The sequence below is a fragment of the Pelagibacterium nitratireducens genome, assembly GCF_037044555.1.
GTDB lineage: Bacteria > Pseudomonadota > Alphaproteobacteria > Rhizobiales > Devosiaceae > Pelagibacterium > Pelagibacterium nitratireducens.
Genome location: NZ_CP146275.1, coordinates 2,793,512 through 2,813,779 on the forward strand (window position 1 = coordinate 2,793,512; position 20,268 = coordinate 2,813,779).

Annotated in this window: 20 protein-coding genes; 17 read left to right on the plus strand and 3 right to left on the minus strand. The window is 61.1% G+C overall.

Annotated features, from left to right (window positions below; translation table 11 throughout):
- Window positions 1–97 precede the first annotated feature (97 nt).
- Window positions 98–1,750 carry an electron transfer flavoprotein-ubiquinone oxidoreductase gene (locus V6617_RS13800; protein WP_338607539.1) on the minus strand — a complete coding sequence of 551 codons (1,653 nt, stop codon included), beginning with the start codon at window positions 1,748–1,750 and terminating at the stop codon, window positions 98–100.
- A 58-nt stretch (window positions 1,751–1,808) separates the two neighbouring features.
- Between V6617_RS13800 and V6617_RS13805 the strand changes: the two genes are divergently transcribed.
- The 3 genes from V6617_RS13805 (at window position 1,809) to V6617_RS13815 (ending at window position 4,632) form a co-directional block, all read left to right on the plus strand.
- Window positions 1,809–2,627, plus strand: coding sequence for a uracil-DNA glycosylase (locus V6617_RS13805; RefSeq protein ID WP_338607540.1), 819 nt, complete (start codon window positions 1,809–1,811; stop codon window positions 2,625–2,627).
- Window positions 2,628–2,748: 121 nt separating this feature from the next.
- A complete protein-coding gene (locus tag V6617_RS13810; RefSeq protein ID WP_338607541.1) occupies window positions 2,749–3,642 on the plus strand; it encodes an NAD(P)-dependent oxidoreductase in 894 nt (297 codons plus the stop codon).
- Between the two features lie 105 nt (window positions 3,643–3,747).
- The gene (locus tag V6617_RS13815; protein ID WP_338607542.1) at window positions 3,748–4,632 is read left to right on the plus strand and encodes an NAD(P)/FAD-dependent oxidoreductase; all 885 of its coding nucleotides are present in this window, start codon (window positions 3,748–3,750) and stop codon (window positions 4,630–4,632) included.
- Between the two features lie 4 nt (window positions 4,633–4,636).
- Here V6617_RS13815 and V6617_RS13820 read toward each other — a convergent pair whose 3' ends face one another.
- Window positions 4,637–5,548, minus strand: a complete 912-nt coding sequence (locus V6617_RS13820; RefSeq protein WP_338607543.1) for a DMT family transporter — start codon at window positions 5,546–5,548, stop codon at window positions 4,637–4,639.
- A 272-nt stretch (window positions 5,549–5,820) separates the two neighbouring features.
- Between V6617_RS13820 and V6617_RS13825 the strand changes: the two genes are divergently transcribed.
- The 7 genes from V6617_RS13825 (at window position 5,821) to V6617_RS13855 (ending at window position 11,792) form a co-directional block, all read left to right on the plus strand.
- On the plus strand, window positions 5,821–7,122 hold the full coding sequence (locus V6617_RS13825) for an MFS transporter (RefSeq protein WP_338607544.1): 1,302 nt from the start codon (window positions 5,821–5,823) through the stop codon (window positions 7,120–7,122).
- Between the two features lie 3 nt (window positions 7,123–7,125).
- Entirely contained in the window at window positions 7,126–7,659 is a 534-nt protein-coding gene (gene moaB / locus V6617_RS13830) for a molybdenum cofactor biosynthesis protein B (protein ID WP_338607545.1), read from the plus strand.
- A gap of 200 nt (window positions 7,660–7,859) precedes the next feature.
- A complete protein-coding gene (locus V6617_RS13835; protein ID WP_338610728.1) occupies window positions 7,860–8,924 on the plus strand; it encodes a PA0069 family radical SAM protein in 1,065 nt (354 codons plus the stop codon).
- Window positions 8,925–8,960: 36 nt separating this feature from the next.
- Entirely contained in the window at window positions 8,961–9,479 is a 519-nt protein-coding gene (locus V6617_RS13840) for a hypothetical protein (RefSeq protein ID WP_338607546.1), read from the plus strand.
- Between the two features lie 15 nt (window positions 9,480–9,494).
- Complete coding sequence (locus V6617_RS13845) at window positions 9,495–9,878, plus strand: nuclear transport factor 2 family protein (protein ID WP_338607547.1); 384 nt, start codon at window positions 9,495–9,497, stop codon at window positions 9,876–9,878.
- Window positions 9,879–9,919: 41 nt separating this feature from the next.
- Window positions 9,920–10,561, plus strand: coding sequence for a ribonuclease HII (locus V6617_RS13850; protein WP_338607548.1), 642 nt, complete (start codon window positions 9,920–9,922; stop codon window positions 10,559–10,561).
- A 94-nt stretch (window positions 10,562–10,655) separates the two neighbouring features.
- Window positions 10,656–11,792: a site-specific DNA-methyltransferase gene (locus tag V6617_RS13855; protein WP_338607549.1), complete on the plus strand. Its 1,137-nt coding sequence runs from the start codon at window positions 10,656–10,658 to the stop codon at window positions 11,790–11,792.
- 97 nt (window positions 11,793–11,889) lie between these two features.
- On the opposite strand, the gene V6617_RS13860 is transcribed toward V6617_RS13855, so the two are convergent.
- On the minus strand, window positions 11,890–12,957 hold the full coding sequence (locus V6617_RS13860) for an A/G-specific adenine glycosylase (protein WP_338607550.1): 1,068 nt from the start codon (window positions 12,955–12,957) through the stop codon (window positions 11,890–11,892).
- Between the two features lie 39 nt (window positions 12,958–12,996).
- Here V6617_RS13860 and V6617_RS13865 point away from each other — a divergent pair, with 39 nt between their 5' ends.
- The 7 genes from V6617_RS13865 (at window position 12,997) to V6617_RS13895 (ending at window position 20,267) form a co-directional block, all read left to right on the plus strand.
- Window positions 12,997–13,497 (plus strand): hypothetical protein, encoded by a 501-nt coding sequence (locus V6617_RS13865; protein ID WP_338607551.1) that lies wholly within the window; start codon window positions 12,997–12,999, stop codon window positions 13,495–13,497.
- A gap of 124 nt (window positions 13,498–13,621) precedes the next feature.
- Complete coding sequence (locus V6617_RS13870; RefSeq protein ID WP_338607552.1) at window positions 13,622–14,335, plus strand: DsbA family protein; 714 nt, start codon at window positions 13,622–13,624, stop codon at window positions 14,333–14,335.
- A 24-nt stretch (window positions 14,336–14,359) separates the two neighbouring features.
- Window positions 14,360–17,818, plus strand: a complete 3,459-nt coding sequence (locus V6617_RS13875; RefSeq protein WP_338607553.1) for a chromosome segregation SMC family protein — start codon at window positions 14,360–14,362, stop codon at window positions 17,816–17,818.
- 270 nt (window positions 17,819–18,088) lie between these two features.
- Window positions 18,089–18,460, plus strand: a complete 372-nt coding sequence (locus V6617_RS13880) for an AtpZ/AtpI family protein (RefSeq protein WP_338607554.1) — start codon at window positions 18,089–18,091, stop codon at window positions 18,458–18,460.
- Between the two features lie 25 nt (window positions 18,461–18,485).
- A complete protein-coding gene (locus V6617_RS13885) occupies window positions 18,486–19,259 on the plus strand; it encodes a F0F1 ATP synthase subunit A (RefSeq protein WP_264225147.1) in 774 nt (257 codons plus the stop codon).
- A gap of 47 nt (window positions 19,260–19,306) precedes the next feature.
- Window positions 19,307–19,534 (plus strand): F0F1 ATP synthase subunit C, encoded by a 228-nt coding sequence (locus tag V6617_RS13890; protein ID WP_014129708.1) that lies wholly within the window; start codon window positions 19,307–19,309, stop codon window positions 19,532–19,534.
- Between the two features lie 103 nt (window positions 19,535–19,637).
- Entirely contained in the window at window positions 19,638–20,267 is a 630-nt protein-coding gene (locus V6617_RS13895; protein WP_338607555.1) for a F0F1 ATP synthase subunit B, read from the plus strand.
- Window position 20,268: the final 1 nt, after the last annotated feature.

A 20,268-nucleotide genomic window follows, 5' to 3' on the forward strand; every position in this document is an offset into this window, starting at 1 on the left:
ACCGGATAAGCGGCTTCCAATTATCCTGGAAGCACTCCCACGAGACCTTTTCACGCAAATGCGCGAGCGCCGCAAGCCTTGAGGGCTCACACGATTTTCACATTCCCGAATAGTTGGGACCGCTTCCACCCTCGGGGGGCACCCAGTTGATGTTCTGGGCCGGGTCCTTGATATCGCAGGTCTTGCAGTGCACGCAGTTCTGGGCATTGATCCTGAACACGGGATCGCCGCCTTCCTCGATCACCTCGTAAACACCGGCGGGGCAATAGAGCGGCGCGGGCTCGCCATATCTCGGCAGGTTGTCGCGAATCGGAACTTGCGGATCGGTGAGCCGCAAATGGACGGGCTGATCCTCGTCATGGGCGATGTTGGCGCGATAGACCGATTCGGTGCGCGAGAAGGCGATTTTGCCATCCGGTTTGGGATAGGTGATGGGGGCAACTTCGGAAATCGGTTTAAGCCGTGCGAAATCGGGCCTGTCGGAAACCAGACCACCCAAGGGGGAAAGTTTGGCGAGGCTGGAAACCCACATGTCGGCGCCGGCCAGCCCCACCCCGACAAAGGTCCCCAGCTTGCTCCAGAGCGGCTTTACGGCGCGGACCGGATAAAGATCGTCGCGGATGCCCGAAGCGAGGATGGCTTCGTCGAGCGTTGCGATTTCATCATTGGCGCGGCTGGCGGCGATGGCGTTTGCAATTTCGGACGCCGCGGCCATGCCCGAGCGGATGGCGTTGTGGATGGCTTTGAGCCTCGGCACATTCATGAAACCGGCCGAACAGCCGATCAAAGCGCCGCCGGGGAAGGCCATTTTGGGGATGGACTGCCAGCCGCCCGAGGTCAGCGCGCGTGCGCCATAGGAAAGGCAGGTCGCCCCTTCGAGCAGTCTGGCGATTTCAGGGTGCTGCTTGAAGCGCTGGAATTCGCCGAAAGGGGACAATGTGGGGTTCTCGTAGTCGAGATGGGCGACAAGCCCAAGATAGATCCTGTTGTCCTGGGCATGATAGCAAAAGCCGCCACCGCTGGTGGAATTGCCCATCGGGTAGCCCATGAAATGGGTGACTTTGCCCGGCTTGTGTTTTGCCGGATCGATTTCCCAGATTTCCTTGAGGCCCAGACCATATTTTTGCGGCGCGCGGCCTTCGTCCAGACCGAATTTGGCGATCAGGCGCTTGGCAAGCGAGCCGCGGGCGCCTTCGGCAATGAGCGTATATCTGGCGCGCAACTCGATGCCGGGAGTGAAATTGGGCTTATGGCTGCCGTCGCGAGCAACGCCCATGTCGCCGGTGACGATGCCGAGGATTTCGCCATTCTCGCCGGTGATAAAATCGGCAGCGGTCGTGCCGGGAAAAATATCGACGCCCAGTGCCTCGGCCTGTTCGGCCAGCCAGCGGCACAGATCTCCGAGCGAGATGATGACGGCGCCCCTGGTCTTCATGATCGGCGGGATCAGGGCGTGGGGGAAGGGAATGGCGGATTTTTCGGTGAGATAGACGAAGCTGTCTTCGGTGACGTCGGGGCCGACCGGAGCGCCTTTTTCGCGCCAATCTGGGATAAGGGCATCCAGACCAGCAGGATCCATGACGGCACCTGAAAGGATATGACCGCCGATGTCTGCGGATTTCTCGACGACGACGATTTCGAGATCGGGGGATTTCTGTTTCAGCGCTATGGCTGCGGACAACCCGGCCGGGCCGGCGCCGACAATCACTACGCCGGTCTCCATCATCTCGCGTTCGATCGCATCGGCCATCAGTCATTCCCAAGTGAGGTGGAAGCGTGGGTCGCGGTGTGACATAACAAAAAGCGACATGACAAATCGACAGCTAAATCGTGAAGAAATTCTGGCCACGCTCGACTGGTACGTCGCGGCGGGGGTCGATATCGCGGTTGGCGAGACACCGGTGGACCGGTTTGCGCAATCGGCAATCAAGCCGGCGCCTGCCCAGCGGCGGGCCGCGCCGTCGATTGTACCGCAAGCCACCCAGCAGCGCCCTACCCCGCCCCTGCCCGTAGCGGGCGGGCCGGCCGATGTGGACCCCGGCGAAGCTCGGGCGATGGCGTCGAGCGCAACGAGTCTGGAGCAATTGCGTGGCATGCTCGAAACCTTTGACGGGTGCGGGCTGAAATTGCGGGCCACCAATCTGGTGTTTGCCGATGGCAATCCGGATGCCGAGATCATGCTGGTGGGCGAGGCGCCGGGGCGCGAGGAAGATTTGCAGGGCAAGCCCTTCGTGGGCCGATCAGGGCAATTGCTCGACCGGATGCTGGGCGCCATAGGGCTGGACCGGACCAAGGTCTATATCGCCAACACGGTGCCCTGGCGGCCACCGGGAAACCGCACGCCATCGCCATCGGAAGTGGCTGTGTGCCTGCCGTTTCTTTACCGGCAGATCGAACTGGTGGCGCCCAAGGTGCTGGTGGCGCTGGGCGGCGCTTCGGCATCAACGCTGTTCGAGACCGACACAGGCATAACCCGACTGCGCGGGCAATGGCGTGACCTTAGCGTGGGCAGTCATTCCATGCGGGCCGTGGCAACGCTGCACCCGGCCTATCTGTTGCGCCAACCGGCGGCCAAACGGCTTGCCTGGGCCGACCTGCTGTCGGTCAAGGCAGCGCTGGAAAGTTAGAGCATTTCAGCGCTTCTTCGAATCGCTTCAATTGCTCTAGGCCCTTGTTTTGTCGTGCTTCCGAACCGGATAAGTGGGACCCACTTATCCTGGGAGCGCTCTAGCCAGAAGGATTTTCAAATTGGGCAAACGCATCGTCTTTACCGGTGGGAGCGGGAAAGCCGGCCGTCATGTTGTTCCTTATCTGCTCGATCAGGGACACGAAGTCTTCAATATCGACCTGCAGCCGCTCGATCATCCGGACGTCAATACGCTTTCGGCCGATCTGACCAATAGCGGCGAGGCCTTCAACGCGCTTTCGATGCATTTTGGATTCGAGGGGCTGGCGAGCGGGAATGGCCCTGCCCCGGTCGATGCGGTCGTCCATTTTGCCGCGGTGCCGCGCATTCTGCTCAAGCCCGACAATGTGACGTTCCAGGCCAATACCGTTTCGACCTACAATGTGATCGAAGCGGCGGTGAAGCTGGGGATCAGAAAGATCATCATCGCTTCGAGCGAGACGACTTATGGGGTCTGCTTTGCCGAAGGCGACAAAGACTACCACCGCTTTCCGCTCGAGGAGGATTATGACGTCGACCCGATGGACAGCTATGGGCTGTCCAAGGTGGTCAACGAAAAGACGGCGCGGGCGTTCGCGATGCGCTCGGGCGCCGATATTTATGCGTTGCGGATCGGCAATGTGATCGAGCCGCATGAATACCCGAAGTTCAATTCCTTCCTTGCCGACCCCGCTTCGCGCAAGCGCAATGCCTGGAGCTATATCGATGCGCGCGATCTGGGACAGATTGTCGATCTTTGCATCGCAAAGGACGGACTTGGCTTTGAGGTGTTCAATGCGGTCAACGACACGATCACCGCGGACGAACCCACCGCCGAGATTCTGGCCAAATGGGCGCCCAATACGCCGATCGTAAAAGAGATGGGGACCAACGAAGCGCCGATCTCGAACCGGAAAATCCGCGACGTTCTCGGCTTTGTCGAACAGCACAATTGGCGCAAATACCTGCCCCAATAGCCACTTTCGCTTGATCGATATCTTGTAACTCATTACATTACGTAATATGTGACGTTACAAGATGGCCCCGCCGGTTGCGGGGTCGGTCAGCGATCGAGGTACGACATGACATACGACGTCATCATTATCGGCGGCAGCTATGCGGGGATGTCCGCCGCCTTTCCCCTGGTCCGCGCGCGGCGCAGCGTTCTGGTCATCGATGGCGGCAAGCGGCGCAACCGGTTTGCAAGCCATTCTCATGGGTTTCTGACGCAGGACGGCGTGGCGCCGGACGTAATCGCAGCCCAGGGCGGCGTGCAACTGGCGGCCTATCCGACCCTGTCCTGGGTCGAAGGCGATGCGGCAGGTGCAGAAAAGAGCGCCGATGGGTTCAGGGTCACGCTGGACGATGGGCGGGATTTCGTCGGCCGACGGCTGATCCTTGCCCATGGGGTGACCGACACCCTGCCCGAGATCGCCGGCCTCAAGGAGCGATGGGGGCAGAGCGTGTTCCATTGCCCTTATTGTCACGGCTATGAACTGGACCAGGGCCAAATCGGGGTGATCGGGGTTGGCCCCATTTCCATGCATCACGCCCTGATGCTTCCCGATTGGGGGCAAACGACATTTTTGCCTAACGCCAGTTTCGAGCCCGACGCCGAGCAGTTGGCCCAGTTGGCGACCCGAGGTACGGCGCTTGAAACCGGCACGATCGCCGAGATCACCGGCCGGGCCGATGTGCGGCTCACCGACGGGCGGGTTCTCTCATTCGACGGACTGTTCGTTGCCTCGATCATTGCACCATCGAGTCCCATTGCCGAACAGCTGGGGTGCGCCATCGAGGAATTGCCCAATGGCCGCCAGATCGTGACCGACGAGATGAAACAGACCAGCGTGCCCCATGTCTTTGCCTGCGGAGACGCGGCGCGGGCGGCAGGATCGGTGCCGTTAGCGGTAGGAGACGGAGCAATGGCGGGCGCGGCGTGCCACCGGACGCTGATGTTCGGATAAGACTTCAGACCGGACTGGACACCTTGCGCATTTTGGCGCGGTCGAGACCGAGCCTGTGTTCGCGGTAGATAATGAAGATTCCGGCGGCGGTGACGATACTGCCGCCGATCAGCATTTCGATGGTCGGCACTTCGCTGAACACAAGAAAGCCGATGGCAATCGAAAGAATCATCGAGGAATATTCGAACGGAGCGACGGTGGTCAGTTCGGCGTGGCGATAGCTTTCGGTGAGAAAGATTTGCCCTATACCACCGCAAATTCCCGCACCGATGAGAATCAGAGCCTCTTGAGGGCTCAAGGGCACCCAGCCGAAGGGTATCGAGGCCAAGCCGATAACGGTACTGACCAGAGAAAAATAGATGACGATGGTGGCGCTGCGCTCGGTCTTGACCAGATTGCGTACGGTGAGCATGGCCGTCGCCGAAACCATGCAGGCAGCAAAAGCGGAAAGCGCTCCGACCGCCTGAGGACCGAGGGTTTCGGCATCGCTCGAGAGGAAGGTGAGACGCGGCCACATGATGATGATGACTCCCACCAGCCCTACAACCACCGCACTCCAGCGGAACAGCCTGATCTTTTCGCGCAGGAACACGGCCGAGAAGATGACGATGAACAGAGGCGTTGCGTAGTTGATGGTTATCGCTTCGGGCAGCGGGAGGCGCGTCAGGCCAAAGAAAATCAGGATCATGCCGGACGTGCCCAGAACGCCGCGAAAGATATGAGACCCCAGCCGGGTGGTCTTGAAGCCATCCACCAATTGTCTGCGCAGCCCCAGGATGAGAAAGACCGGCACCAGGGCAAAGGCTGAGCGGAAAAAGATCAACTGACCGACCGGCACACCCTCGGCGCCCTTGACGATGGCGCTCATGGCCACGAACACGAACACCGAGGCAACCTTGAGCCCGATGCCCAGCATGACATTCCGGCGCGGCGCCGGGGGTGTATTTTTTGCGGACGGGGACAGGGCGGGCTCGGACACCGGAAGACGCTTTCGGGGGAGAATAATGATGGCGCGGGGGCAGGAAAATCCATGCTATCGCTAGCCGCGTTTCCAAGGCGTGACAAGCGCAAGGACAATTTTTCGGCTTTTGTCGAAACGAATTGCAATCCGGTCACGTTTGCGCGGTAGGCACACCCGGACGAACACGCTAACCTGCGCCGCAACAAGAGAACCATCCAAGGTCCCCCATGTCGCAAATGGTCAAGATTTCCGCGCTCTTGATGTCGTCCGCCCTGCTGATGATCGCCGGGGGGATGCACGGGCTTATTTTGCCCGTACGCGGGGCGGAAGAGGGATTTTCGCTGCTGGCGCTGGGCCTGATCGGGACGGGTTGGTCCATCGGGTTCATTTCCGGCTCGATTTCGGTGCCCCATCTGGTGCGACGGGTGGGCCATATCCGCGCCTATGCGGTCATGGCGGCCATCGCCTGCATGACCATTCTGCTCAATCTCATTTTCATCCACGACGCCGCGTGGATTTTCCTGCGCATCTTTTCGGGTTTCTGTTTTGCCGGAGCCGCCATGGTGGTGGAAAGCTGGCTCAACGAGGTATCGGACAATGAAAGCCGGGGCACCACGTTCTCGATCTATGTGAGCGTGACGCTGTTTGCATCGACCGCCGGGCAGATGGTTATCGCGGTGACGGGCGTGGCCGGATTTATTCCGTTCGTTCTGGCCGCCATCGCCTACATCGCAGCGGTTTTGCCAACCGCCGTTACCCGCACGCCGCAGCCGGCGCCCCTGCAGACGGTCAGTCTGGATGTGGTCGTGCTTTACAAGACGTCCCCCATCGCCGTTGTCGCGGCTTTTTCGGTGGGCATGGCCAATGGCGCCTTCGGCACGCTGGCACCCGTCTATGGAATAGAGCGCGGGTTTTCGACGGCGACAATAGCGTATCTGATAAGTCTGGCGATTGTGGCGGGCGCGATTGCGCAGGTGCCGCTGGGGCGGCTTTCGGACAGGATCGACCGGCGCAAAGTGATGATGGGCGTTGCGATCATCGGGGCGGTGGCTGGCCTTCTGACGATTGTGTTCAATCCCGGCGAAAACGCCCTGCTCTATCTTCTGTTCGCCCTTTACGGGCTGGCCGCCTATTCGCTCTATGCCATCGCCGTGGCGCATGCGAACGATTTTGCCGACGATGGCAGCTTTGCCAAGATTGCTTCGGGCATGCTGCTGGTTCTGGGTTCGGGACAGATGCTGGGGCCTATCGTCGCCTCGCTGACCATGCAGTGGATGGGACCGGTCGCGCTGTTCATGGTTCCGGTGGCATTTCATGGCGCGCTTGCCGCGACCGCCTTCTTCCGGATGCGCATCCGCGATGCAGCGCCCGCCGAAGACCGTGCACCTTTCCAGGCCATGCCCTCGGAACGGCTGGTGACGGGCGAGACACTCAATCTCGACCCCCGTTCGGAAGAGAACGAGTTCGAGTTCGACGAAAACACTGGCGAGGCCCCTGCTACCGAGGGTTCCGAACCGCAGCAAGGTTGAGCGATGTTTCCCTACAAGATCGACGACAGTCATGCCTTCGTGCCCGTTACCTTCGCCATCCTGGCGGTTTCGGACACCCGCACGCTCGAAACGGACACATCAGGCGCACTGCTCAAGGAGATGATCGAGGGCGCGGGGCATCGGGTGTTCGAGCGGTCGGTGGTCACCGATGACAAGGCGGCCATCGCCGATCAGGTCAAGGCCTGGGTGGATGAAGACGGCATCGATGTGGTGCTGACGACCGGCGGAACGGGCTTTTCGGGGCGTGATGTAACCCCGGAGGCCGTGGAGCCTTTGTTCGACAAGCGCATGGACGGGTTTTCGGTGTTGTTTCACCAGTATTCGGCCACGACCATTGGCACCTCATCGATCCAGTCGCGGGCCACCGCCGGACTTATCGGCACCACGTTCGTCTTTTGCCTGCCGGGATCGCGCGGGGCATGCCGGGATGCGTGGGAGGCGATCCTGAAATACCAGTTCGACAGCCGGCACGTGCCCTGCAATTTTATCGAAGTGATGCCGCGCCTCGCCGAGTAGGGCGCTCCAATCATCTTTGTTCTTGTTTCGTTCCATTCCTTTCGCTAGGGTTAATGGAACGGACGGGCCGCGATTCGGCTTGTTCCTGTATCTTTCCGATGGGAGCGCCGGCCATGGCCGAAACAGGACCCAATGTAAGCCACAGCGAAGCGCGCCGCCGCCTGTTCGGCACGCGCGACGTCGACCTTTTGAGCCGCCCCATGCTGGAGACGCCAAAGCTGCGCGGGCGCGGTGCGGCGAGCAATGAAAGCGGGCGGTTCGAAGCGCACAAGCGCGAGATGTTTGCCGATGGCTGGGAGCCGGAACCCGAGGAAGGGTTCGAGACGCGTGAGCATATCGAACGCGCCAAATCGATCATCACGCGCAATGTTTCACCCGATATCGGGTTCGACCGCTCGATCAATCCCTATCGCGGATGTGAGCACGGCTGTTCATATTGCTTTGCGCGGCCGACCCACGCCTATCTCGGCCATTCGGCGGGGATCGATTTCGAGCGCGACATCTATGTGAAGGTCAACGCCGCCGAATTGCTGCGGGCCGAACTGGCCAATCCGCGCTACAAGCCGAAACCCATCGCCATCGGCACCAACACCGACCCCTATCAGCCGCTGGAGCGCAAATACAAGATCATGCGCTCGGTGCTCAAGGTGTTGCTGGAAGCGAAACATCCGGTGACCATCGTCACCAAATCGGCGCTGATCGTGCGCGATCTCGATATTCTGACCAAGCTCAACAAGCTGGGACTGGTTTCGGTCGGCATTTCGGTAACCTCGATGGATCACAGGCTGTCGCGCTTCATGGAGCCAAGGGCTTCGACGCCCTCACGGCGTCTCGAGGCCATCAAGCTGCTGTCCGAGTCCGGCATTCCGACCCGGATCATGGCGGCACCGATGATCCCGGCGGTCAACGATCATGAGCTTGAACGCATTCTCGATGCGGGTAAGGCGCAGGGGGCAACGACGGCTTCGATGATCCTTCTGCGTCTGCCCGGCGAAGTGCGTGATATTTTCCGCGAGTGGCTGCTCAAGACCTACCCCGACAAGGTCAAGCACGTGATGAACCTGGTACGCGACTATCGCGACGGGCGCGACAACGATCCCAGGTTCGGGTCGCGCTTTACCGGCGAGGGGCCTTATGCCGTGTTGATGCAGCAACGGTTTGAAAAGGCCGCTGCCCGGCTCGGGTTGGAGGAGGATTCAATGCCGTTGCGAACCGACCTTTTTGCGCACCCGCAAAAGGAGACAGCGCAACTGAGCCTGTTCTGATAGGATCGAACGATCCCGAGTAAAGGATCATCGGAAATGGCTGGAAGGCGACTGGCGTGGATGGTTGTGTTGGCCATGCCGATGGGGGTGGGGTGGGCACAGGAGAGCCCGACTCTCTATCTGGCGCCCGGCGGGCTGGATGCGGAAACGGCCTATGACTCCGTTCATATCGGGATGGATGTGACCAGCCGGACCGACACGGTGAAATCGGCCATAAAACTGTGGGGCGGGGCTCTTGAGCAGGGACGGATGGAAGAGTGCGGTGCCGGCCCGATCGATTTCGCGCGGTTCGGCAATGGCGTGACCCTCCATTTTCAGGACGAGACGTTTGTCGGCTGGTCGGCGTCGGCCGAAAGTTCGGCCAGTTTTGCCAACGGCCTGACCATCGGCGCACCGGTGATCGGTATCGAGGCGGTGGCGGGGCCCGTGGAGACGTTTGAATCGACGCTGGGCCATGAGTTTGGCGGCGAAAACCTGTTCGGCATTGCGGACGGGCCGGGAACCAAGGCCAAAATCGAAGTGTTATGGAGTGGAATGTCCTGCGTTTTCAGGTGAGCGAGGAGAGAACGGGTGACAGACGCGGCAACGCTGGCACAGGAATTCTGGTGGCGGATGGGCACCAACCAATGGGCGCTCGCCGCCGGGCTGTTTGCCGGCAATATCGAAATCATCTGGCCGCAGTCGGGTGAAGTGATCGGCTCAGCGGACGATTTTGTTGCGATCAACGAAAACTACCCGTCTCATGGAAAATGGAGTTTCAAGGTCAAGCGGGTGATTGGCGCGGGTGGGCATGCGATCACCGAGACCGAGGTTTCCGATGGCACCGCAAAAGCCTTCGCCGTCTCGATTTTCGAATGCGCCGACGACCGGATCGTAAGGATCACCGAATACTGGCCTGAACCCTTCGCAGCGCCGGACTGGCGGCGCCAATGGGTGACGACCCGCGCCGAGTGAAAGGGCTTTATCGGGCCGCGAAAATCGGGTTGGTTCGAACCATGCCCAAAAGTGATTCGAAAACAATCGTCGTCGAGGCGCCCAGCTATGCGCTGGAAGCCGCTGCGCTGGCCGAAGGCCATGCGACGGTCGCCGGGATCGACGAGGCCGGGCGCGGGCCACTGGCGGGACCGGTCGTCGCTGCCGCTGTCATTCTCGATCCGGAGGCGATCCCTCAAGGGCTCAATGATTCCAAAAAACTCACCGAAGACAGGCGCGAAGCGCTGTTTGCCCAGATCGTGGCGACATCGCAGGTGGGTTTCTGCGCGGCACCGGTCGAGGTGATCGACAGGCTCAACATTCGCGGCGCCACCCTATGGGCCATGTGCCGAGCGCTCGATGCCCTGCCCGTCCGGCCCAACCTGGCGCTGATCGACGGTCGCGACGTGCCAGAAGGCCTTTCGTGCACGGGACAGTTCGTGATCGGCGGTGACGGAAAATCGCTCTCGATTGCGGCAGCGTCGATCATTGCCAAAGTCGTACGCGACCGGATGTGCCAGATCATGGATAGCGGGCTCCCGCACTACCGCTTCGGCCAGCACAAGGGCTATGGCACCGCGCTGCACCTTGAGGCGCTGGCCACGCACGGCCCTTGCGAGATGCATCGGATGAGCTTTGCGCCGGTGCTCGCGGCGCGGCGCTGATTGGCCTTAACCCCAAGTTAACCCTAACATTTAGGCGCCGCTTAACCCCAACGCTGTAGAAATGGCGTGTTAGTTTTGCGTTAGGGTTATCAGTATGTTGCGTACAGGTTCAGCGGCGCGGAAACGCGCGCCGGGGCTTGAAGAAAGCCACCTCCCCATCGACACGATCCTGGTTGGTGACAGCATCGCGCACATGAATGCGCTTCCCGAAGCCTCGGTGGACCTGATCTTTGCCGACCCCCCCTATAATCTGCAGCTCGAAGAGGGCCTGACCCGCCCCGACCAGTCCAAGGTCGATGCTGTCGACGACGAATGGGACAAGTTCGAGAGCTTTGCTCATTACGACGCCTTCACCCGGGCCTGGATGGCGGCGGCCCGCCGGATTTTGAAACCCAATGGCGCGATCTGGGTGATCGGCTCGTACCACAATATTTTTCGGGTGGGCGCAGCGCTGCAGGATCTGGGCTTCTGGATGCTCAACGACGTGGTATGGCGCAAGGCCAACCCGATGCCCAATTTCCGCGGCACGCGGTTTACCAACGCGCATGAAACGCTGATCTGGGCATCGCGCAGCCAGAAGAGCCGCCCGACCTTCAATTATGAGGCGCTCAAACTCTCCAATGACGATACGCAGATGCGGTCCGACTGGCTGTTTCCCATCTGTACGGGCAGCGAGCGGCTCAAGGATGCCAATGACGAAAAGGTTCATCCGACCCAAAAACCCGAAGCGTTGCTCTATCGCGTGCTGATGGCCACGACCAAGCCGGGCGATGTGGTGCTCGATCCGTTTTTCGGCACGGGCACGACGGGTGCCGTGGCCAAGAAACTGGGGCGGCACTTCATCGGCATCGAACGCGAAAACGCCTATATAAATGCAGCTTTGAAACGCATTGCCGCCATCAAACCGCACGATTTGAATGCCATTGAAACCACTGTGCCCAAGCGCTCTGCGCCGCGCATTCCGTTCGGTTCGCTGATTGAACAGGGATTGATCGCGCCGGGCACGAAACTTTTCGACGCCGCAAGGCGTTATAGTGCAGTGGTTCGTGTCGACGGTTCACTGGTCAGCGACGACAAGAGTGGGTCAATCCACAGGGTCGGCGCTCTCGTTCAGGGCTTTGAAGCCTGCAACGGCTGGACCTTCTGGCACTATGAGGATGGTAGCAAACTGGCGCCCCTCGATACGCTTCGTGAGCGCATACGCGCTTCGCTCGACAAGCTTTCTGCCTGATTTCGACCTCCAATCAGTCAGGCATTCTGGCCCCCGGTTTTGCCGGGGGCTTTTTTTGGTTTTTTCTGTCTCACGGCGCGCACCACTGCGGGTGCCGCTATTCAAGGCCCGAAGTCTTAAGCACCTTGCGGAACAGGCTGGGCAAGGCTTCGCGGTCCAGCATCGTCTCCTCGGCCCACCAGCCCTCATCGAGGGGGGTGTCGGCGGTGACCGACCAGACGGTCAGTGTCAGGTGGAAATGAGTAAAGGTGTGGTTGACCTCTCCAGCGGCGCGCCAATCTCCGGCAAAGGGAAAGGTGGCGGCGGTTTCGGTATCGCTCCACGGGCTGCCGGGCGTTTCGGTCATTTTGGCGAGCATGCCCTTTGGCCCGCGCTGGCGCAGAAAAACCTTGCCCTCGGGATGGCGGATAACGAAAGCATGGCCGTGCCGATGGGGCTTTTCGACTTTTGCCGGCGGCACCGGGAAAGCCAGAGGATCTCCGGTTTTTGTCCCAAGGCAGGCTGGTTCAAGTGGACACAAAAGGCAATTTGCGCGGCGCGGGGCGCAGATGGTGGCGCCCAGATCCATCATGGCCTGGGCAAAATCGCCCGCCCGCTTGGGCACCGCCTGCTGCACCGTGGCGCGCACCAGAGGTTTTTCCTCACGCACGGGGCTGGGAAGGGCGACATAGCGGGCGACCACGCGATCGACATTGCCATCCACCACCGCGACGACTTCGTCATGGCAGATGGCGGCGATGGCGGCGCTGGTGTAATCGCCGATGCCGGGCAGATCGCGCAGGGCGGCGGCGGTCGAGGGAAACACGCCGCCATGCTGGTCGACGACGGCAACGGCGCAGGCATGAAGATTGCGTGCGCGGGCATAATAGCCCAGCCCGGCCCATTGCACGAGCACATCATCGAGCGGAGCGGCGGCGAGGTTCTCGACTGTGGGCCAGAGGCTCGTGAAAGCCGCGAAATATTTGCGCACAGCGGCGATGGTTGTTTGCTGGAGCATGATTTCGCTCAGCCAGACGAAGTAAGGGTTGGGCCTTATTCCCCTAGCCCGATCGGCGGGCGAGACACGCCAGGGAAGATCGCGCGCATGCCGATCGTACCAGTCAAGTACGGCGCCTGCATCGATGGCGGCAATTTCGGAGTGTTGCGTGGAAGCGGTCTGGGCCATAATGGAACACCTACAGAGCCAAAGGACATTGGCGCAAGCATGGCCAGCAAATCTCCACCGCCAAAGCGCAGCAACCGCACGGTGCAACTGGGCGACATGATCGGCAAGACACTCGATCCGGCGCTGAAAAAGCGCGGATTTGCGGGGCGCGATCTGATCGCCCATTGGCAAACCATTGCGCCACCGCCCTGGGACAAGATTTCCATGCCCGACAAGCTGGTGTGGCCGCGCCGCGACCGTCCCGATCCCGAAGGGGCGATATTGCATTTGCGGTGTCTTGAAGGCCACGGATTGGCGCTGACCCATGAAGGGCAGGCCATCGCCGCTGCCATAAACCGCTATTTCGGCTATCTGATCGTTGGCTCGGTTCGCCTCTCGCCCATGCCGTTGGTGGCCGAAACCAAACGCTCCGAGCCTCCAAAGACGTTGCCCCGCGCTGCCATTGACAGCATAAAGGCGCAAACGGGCACCATCGAGGACGATGGACTGCGCGAAGCGCTGGAGAAACTGGGGCGCGGCGTTTTGGGGAAACGAAGCTGATAAAGCGGCTGGCCGGGCGATTTTAGGCCGATTTCACCGGCATGTGAACGTCTTGCCCCCTTGCCGCCGGATTCGCCCCGTGTAGTGTGCGCCGTAATTTGTTGAGACATTAAGGAGCAAACCATTGTCGCTCAATCGCAGAAGTCTGCTGATCGCCGGGTCCAGTGTCGGACTTGCCACCCTCATCTACGGATGCAGCGACTCCAGTGCCGAGGCTGAAGTCACGGCCAATGTCGTCAACGACGCCGAGCCCGAGGCCAGTGGCGATGTCGCACTTTACGACGGATCGGCAATCGAACCGATCAATGGCGACGCGATCAACAATCCCCCCCTGGCCGACCGCCCGATGGGCGGCGTCGATGCGAGCGTGACTGTGGTCGAATATATTTCTCCCACCTGCCCGCACTGCGCCGCCTTCCACGCCGGTGCTCTCCCCCAACTGGAAGAAGAATACATCGAGACCGGCAAGATCCGCTTCATCCAGCGCCCCTTCCGCCGCAACGTGCTCGATCTCGCCGTGTTCATGGTCGCCGAAGCGTCAGGTGAGCAGTACAACGAGGTCATCGCGGCCTATTTCGACACCCAGACGGTGTGGGCTGCGAGTGAAAACCCACGTCAGGCGATCTTCGAAGTCGCCGAACAATTCGGGTTTACACAGGAAAGGTTCGAGGAAGTCTTGACCGACCAGGAAATGTTGGCTGCTATCGAAGCGACCCGCGAGCAGGCGCTCAACGACTTCGGGCTGCAGGGCACGCCGACTTTCTACATCAATGGGGACAGGTTCGAGGGCACACCCGATTATGCAGGGCTTTCCGCCGAAATCGAGAATCGCCTCTAGCTCCGCCCTTTTTCGAGGCGCGGAATGAAATTTTCGCGCCTCAAGCTCCTAGGCTTCAAATCCTTCACCGACCCTGTCGAACTGGTTCTCGAACCCGGAATCACCGGGGTCGTGGGACCGAATGGATGCGGCAAATCCAACCTCGTCGAGGCCCTGCGCTGGGTGATGGGCGAAAGCTCATACAAGGCCATGCGTGCCTCGGGGATGGATGACGTCATTTTTTCGGGCTCGGGCAACCGTCCGGCCCGCAACTCGGCGGAAGTCACCGTCGTTCTCGACAATTCCGACCGCACGGCGCCGCAGGCCTTCAACACGGCCGACACCATAGAGATTTCCCGGCGCATCGAGCGCGAGCAGGGTTCGGTCTATCGCATAAACGGGCGCGACGTGCGGGCGCGCGATGTGCAGTTGATGTTTGCCGACGCTTCGACCGGGGCACATTCCCCTGCCCTTGTGCGGCAGGGCCAGATCGGCGAGCTTATTGCCGCCAAGCCAACCCAGCGCAGGGCGCTGCTGGAAGAGGCTGCGGGGATTTCGGGCCTGCATTCGCGCCGGCACGAAGCCGAGTTGCGTTTGCGGGCTGCCGAACAGAACCTTGAGCGGGTCGACGACATCATTGCCCAGGTCGAGGTGCAGCTTGAAACGCTCAAGCGTCAGGCACGGCAAGCGACACGCTACAGGGCTCTTTCAGGCGACATACGGCGGGCCGAGGCCACGCTCTATCATATTCGCTGGGTCAAGACCCGCTATGCCGAGAAAGAGAGCGAAGCCCAGCAGGGCCGGCTTGTCAGCCAGCTGGCCGACGCGTCGCACCTCGAACATCAGGCAAAAAAGCTTGTCGAGGCAATGGATGCCGAACTCCAGCCGTTGCGCGATGCCGATGCGGCGGCGGGGGCGGCGTTGCAGCGGCTGACCATCCTGCGCAGCCAGCTCGAGGACGAATTGCGACGCGCCAATTCGCGGCGGGCCGAACTCGATGACCGGCTCAAACAGATCGATACCGACATTGCACGCGAGACGGCGCTGATCGGGGACAGCGAGGGGTTGATCGAGACGCTCGAAGGCGAACGGCTCGAGTTGGCCGAAGCGGCGGAAGCGGAAAGTGAAGCGAGTGAAATGGCTCGTGCGCAGGCTGACGAGGCCCGCGCAGCGCTCGATGAGGCCGAAGCCGCGGCCCGCTCGGCGGCAGACGCGGTTGCCGCGATACGCGCTCAACGCGCGCAGGCCACCAGAGCCGCCGAAGAGGCCAGCCAGCGCGTTGGCAGGCTGCAAGCCCAGCAGTCCGACATTGCCCGCGATGTAGCGGCCCTCCAAGAGAGTCTTGCGGCAGATCACACGGTTGGCGAGCGCCAGGCGAGGCTCGACGAGATTCTGGAAGCATCCGCCATCGCAGAGGCGGAGGTGGAAACGGCCGAGATCGAAACCACCGAGGCGGTCGCGGCGTTTGAAGGGGCCCAGCCGCAACTGGCCGATATCGAAGGCAGACTCAACCGGCTCGAAAGCGAGGCGGAAACGCTGGCCCGCGTGCTCAACGTCGATGGCGGTTCGCTGTGGCCGGCCATTGTCGATGCGCTGCGGGTGGCGCCGGGGATGGAAACGGCGCTCGGGGCGGCGCTGGGCGACGATCTGGAGGCTTCCGACGACAATGCAGCCCCGCTCTACTGGACCGAAAGTGCGGGACCAGATGATCCGGCGCTGCCCGACGGCGTGGTCGCGTTGTCGAGCCAGGTTTCGGGCACGCCTTTGCTCAAGCGCCGTCTCGACCAGATCGGAATTGTCGATAGCGCAGAGGACGGCGAACGGCTGATGGCCCTGCTCAAGCCCGGGCAGCGGCTGGTCAGCGCCGATGGCGGGTTGTGGCGCTGGGATGGATTCGTCGCCAAGCCCGACGCCCCCAGCGCGGCGGCGCAAAGGCTCGCCCAACGCAACCGGCTTGCCGAACTCGACAGCGAAATCACCGGGCTGCGCGGTGCGCGGAACGAGGCGCAGAGCAAAATCTCCAATCTGCGGACACGGGTCGAGACCGCCCGCGAGGCTGAAACGGCACGGCGCAGCGCCTGGCGGGAGGCGCAGCGCGGCATTGCAACGGCACAGGCCGGCGTCGATTCGGCCCAGAAAAATCTGGCAGAATTGGCCGCACGGCGCAGCGCACTATCTGAATCGCAGGCGCGGATCGAGGACAATCTCGCCGAGGCGGTGGCCATCGCCGAGGAGGCCCAGGCGGCGCTGGAAGAACTGGGGGCCGAGGGCGATGCAGTGCGTGAGGCCGAGACGCGCCAACGGGCACTGGCCAATCTGCGCGAAGCCGCCGAGCAGGCGCGGGTGCGGCTGGCCGGGTTCGAAAGCGCCTCGCAGATGCGCACTTCGCGGCTATCGCGAATCGGGCAGGAGCTGGAAAGCTGGCAACGGCGACGGGCCGGCGCGCAAAGCCAGATCGAAACGCTCGAGCGCCGCAAGGGCGAAATCGAAGCACAGATCTCGGAGCTTAACGCGACACCTGACGCGTTCGATCTCAAGCGTGCCGAACTCGAAGACCAGATTGAAGACGCAGAATATGCCCGCAAGCGGGCTTCGGACAAGTTGAACGAAGCCCAAAGCGCATTTCGCGAGGCAGACAAGGCCGCGCGGCTGGCTGCCGAGGGGCTGGCCGACACCCGCGCTGAAATGGCGCGCGTGGAAGAGCGGCTCAAGGGCAACATCGCAACCCGCCAGCAGATCGAGCGCCAGATCGCAGAAACACTGGGAATTTCCGCAGACCGGACAGCAGAGGCCGCCGGGATCAGGCCCGAAGCTGCCCTGCCCGAAGAGGCAGCCACCGAGGCCCGGGTCGATCGGCTCAAGGCCGAGCGCGAACGGCTGGGTGGGGTTAACCTTATGGCCGAGCAGGAGGCCGAGGAGGTTCAGGACAAGCTCGACAAGATGGTGGCCGACCGCGAGGATCTGATCGCAGCGATCGCCAAGCTGCGCACCGGCATTTCCAACCTCAACCGCGAGGGTCGTGCCCGGCTCAACGAAGCATTCGAAAAGGTCAACACCCATTTCCGCGACCTGTTCACCACATTGTTCGGTGGTGGCACGGCGGAACTGACATTCGTTGAAAGCGACGATCCGCTGCAGGCGGGACTCGAGATCATCGCCAAGCCGCCGGGCAAGAAACCTCAGACCATGACGCTGCTTTCGGGCGGTGAGCAGGCGCTGACCGCAATGAGCCTGATCTTTGCGGTGTTCCTGACCAACCCAGCGCCCATCTGCGTGCTCGACGAGGTGGACGCGCCGCTCGACGATGCCAATGTGGAGCGGTTCTGTAACCTTCTGGAATCGATGCGCCAGCGCACCGATACACGTTTCGTAGTCATTACCCACAACCCCATCACAATGGCGCGCATGGATCGGCTGTTCGGGGTCACCATGCCCGAACGCGGGGTCAGCCAGCTCGTGTCCGTCGATCTGCGCACCGCCGAAACCTTTCTCGAGGCGAGTTGATGACCGACATCGCAATCGTTGGCGGCCTGTTGGGGTTCGCCGCCGCAGCCTGACCCATAGGAAGAATCCCCCGCCTCGTCATTGTCTTACCACAATGGAAGAGTTGACGGGATGCCGCACCCCCTCGCATATCGGTTAAGCATTTGATTTTCTGTGTTTTTTTGACAACTACCGCAGCTTGACACCTCGGGGAGCCGCAACTATGGTGCGCGCGACTTTGAAGGCACCCTCTTGCCGGGTGTCCGGCTGGGCTGGAGCGGTGGTTTTGAAGTGACCAATCCCGACGACAAACCGGCTGGAAACGGGACCTCCCCGCGTCAATCGGAGACATCCGAACTGGCGGCGCGGATCAGGAAGGCTCAGGAAGCGCGCGCGGCTGCCAATGGCAGTCAGCAAGCATCCCGGCAGGGCGACATGTCGACGCTGGCGCGTGGTTTGCGCATTGGCGCCGAGTTTGTTGCGGCTATCCTTGTGGGGTCGGGTATTGGATACCTGATCGATTTTTTCGCAGGGACCAGCCCTTGGGCGCTGCTCATCATGTTCATGGTGGGCTTTGCCGCTGGAATTGTGAATGTCACTCGTGTAGTGGCAGAGCTGAATGCAGATAAAACCGCATCTGATGATGCGGATAGTGTGGACTGAAGGGCGAGATAGGGGCTTTAGAACCTTGGCGAACGATCCGATTCACCAATTTGTCATCTATGACATCTTCACCTTCGGGACCATCGGCGGCGACGGCACCGAGGGGAGCGGCATCACGCTCTCGTTTACGAATTCCTCGCTGTTTATGGTGCTGACCACCATCACGATCTGCGCCTATCTGATCCTGTCGACGCGCGGACGTGGGCTTGTTCCCAACCGCTGGCAGCTGACCAGTGAGATGGCGTACGAATTCGTGGCTAATATGGTGCGAAGTGGCGCGGGTTCGGAAGGGATGAAATTCTTCCCCTTCGTGTTCTCGCTGTTCACGTTTATCTTTATCGGGAACATGTTCGGCATGATCCCATATTTCTATACATTCACGAGCCAGATCATCGTGACCTTCGCACTGGCGATGCTGGTAATGACCGTTGTGGTGGCCTACGGGTTCATCAAGAACGGTCCTAAATTCCTCAAACTTTTCGTGCCTTCGGGCGTGCCGGGCTATATCATTCCCATCGTGACGCCGATCGAGGTCATCTCGTTCCTCTCGCGTCCGATTTCGCTCTCGGTTCGTCTGTTCGGCAACATGCTGGCCGGCCACATCACGCTCAAGGTGTTCACCGGCTTTGTCGTTTCGCTTGCGTCCCTGGGGGCCGTAGGCATCGCAGGTGCCGTGCTGCCGCTCATCATGGGCGTGGCGCTCACAGCTCTCGAATTCATGGTGTCGGCGGTTCAGGCTTATGTCTTTGCCGTGCTGACCTCCATGTATCTCAACGATGCGATCCACCCTTCGCATTGATCTCCACTAGACTCTGTTAAGTTTCAAGGCTTTGAAAGGATCACAAAATGGAAGCTGAAGCCGCAAAGTACATCGGTGCAGGCATTGCATGTTTCGGTATGGCCGGCGCCGCCATTGGCGTGGCCAACATCTTCGGGAACTTCCTGTCGGGTGCACTGCGCAACCCGTCGGCTGCTCCCAGCCAGTCGGGTAACCTCATCTTCGGTTTCGCTGTGACCGAAGCTCTGGGCATCTTCTCGTTCCTGGTTGCCCTTCTGCTCCTGTTCGCGGTCTAATTTCCGCAACAGAATATTTGAAGGCGGCCGGAGCACGCTTCGGCTGCCTTGCCATGTGCCGGCATTGGCCGGCACACCAGACTTTTCAATTGGCGGATAGCGCATGATTAGCCAGGTCCAGGCACAGGAAACCGCACTCGAGGAGGCCGTCGAGCCGCTCGAAGACCACATCATTTCGCTCGAAGAATCTCCGGACGGCGAAACCCATGAAGTGGTCGGTGCGGATGGCGGAGAGCACGTCTCGGGCGTGTTTCCCCCGTTCGACGCGACGACATTCCCTTCCCAGCTATTGTGGCTGGCCATTACTTTTGCCGCGCTTTATTTCGTCATGAAAAAGCTGGCGCTGCCGCGGATCGGCGAAATCCTCGAGGAACGCCGCGACCGGATCGAAGGCGATCTGGCCGAAGCCGAGCGCCTACGCCAGAAAACCGATCAGGCGATCGCTTCCTATGAGGCAGCACTCGCCGAGGCGCGCTCGAATGCTCACGGCATTGCCGAAGCCGCCCGCGCCGAGAACAAGACCAAGCTCGACACGGCCCGGTCCAAGGTCGAAGCCAATCTCGCCAAGAAGGTCGCATCGGCCGAAGAGCGGATTGCTGCGACCAAGGCCGAAACGATGGGGCATGTCGACGAAATCGCCGCGGATACCGCACAGGCGGTCGTCGCTCAGCTCATCGGCAAAGTGCCCGTCAAGGCTGCCCGCGATGCGGTTGCCAAGGCCAGCAAGGAGTAGC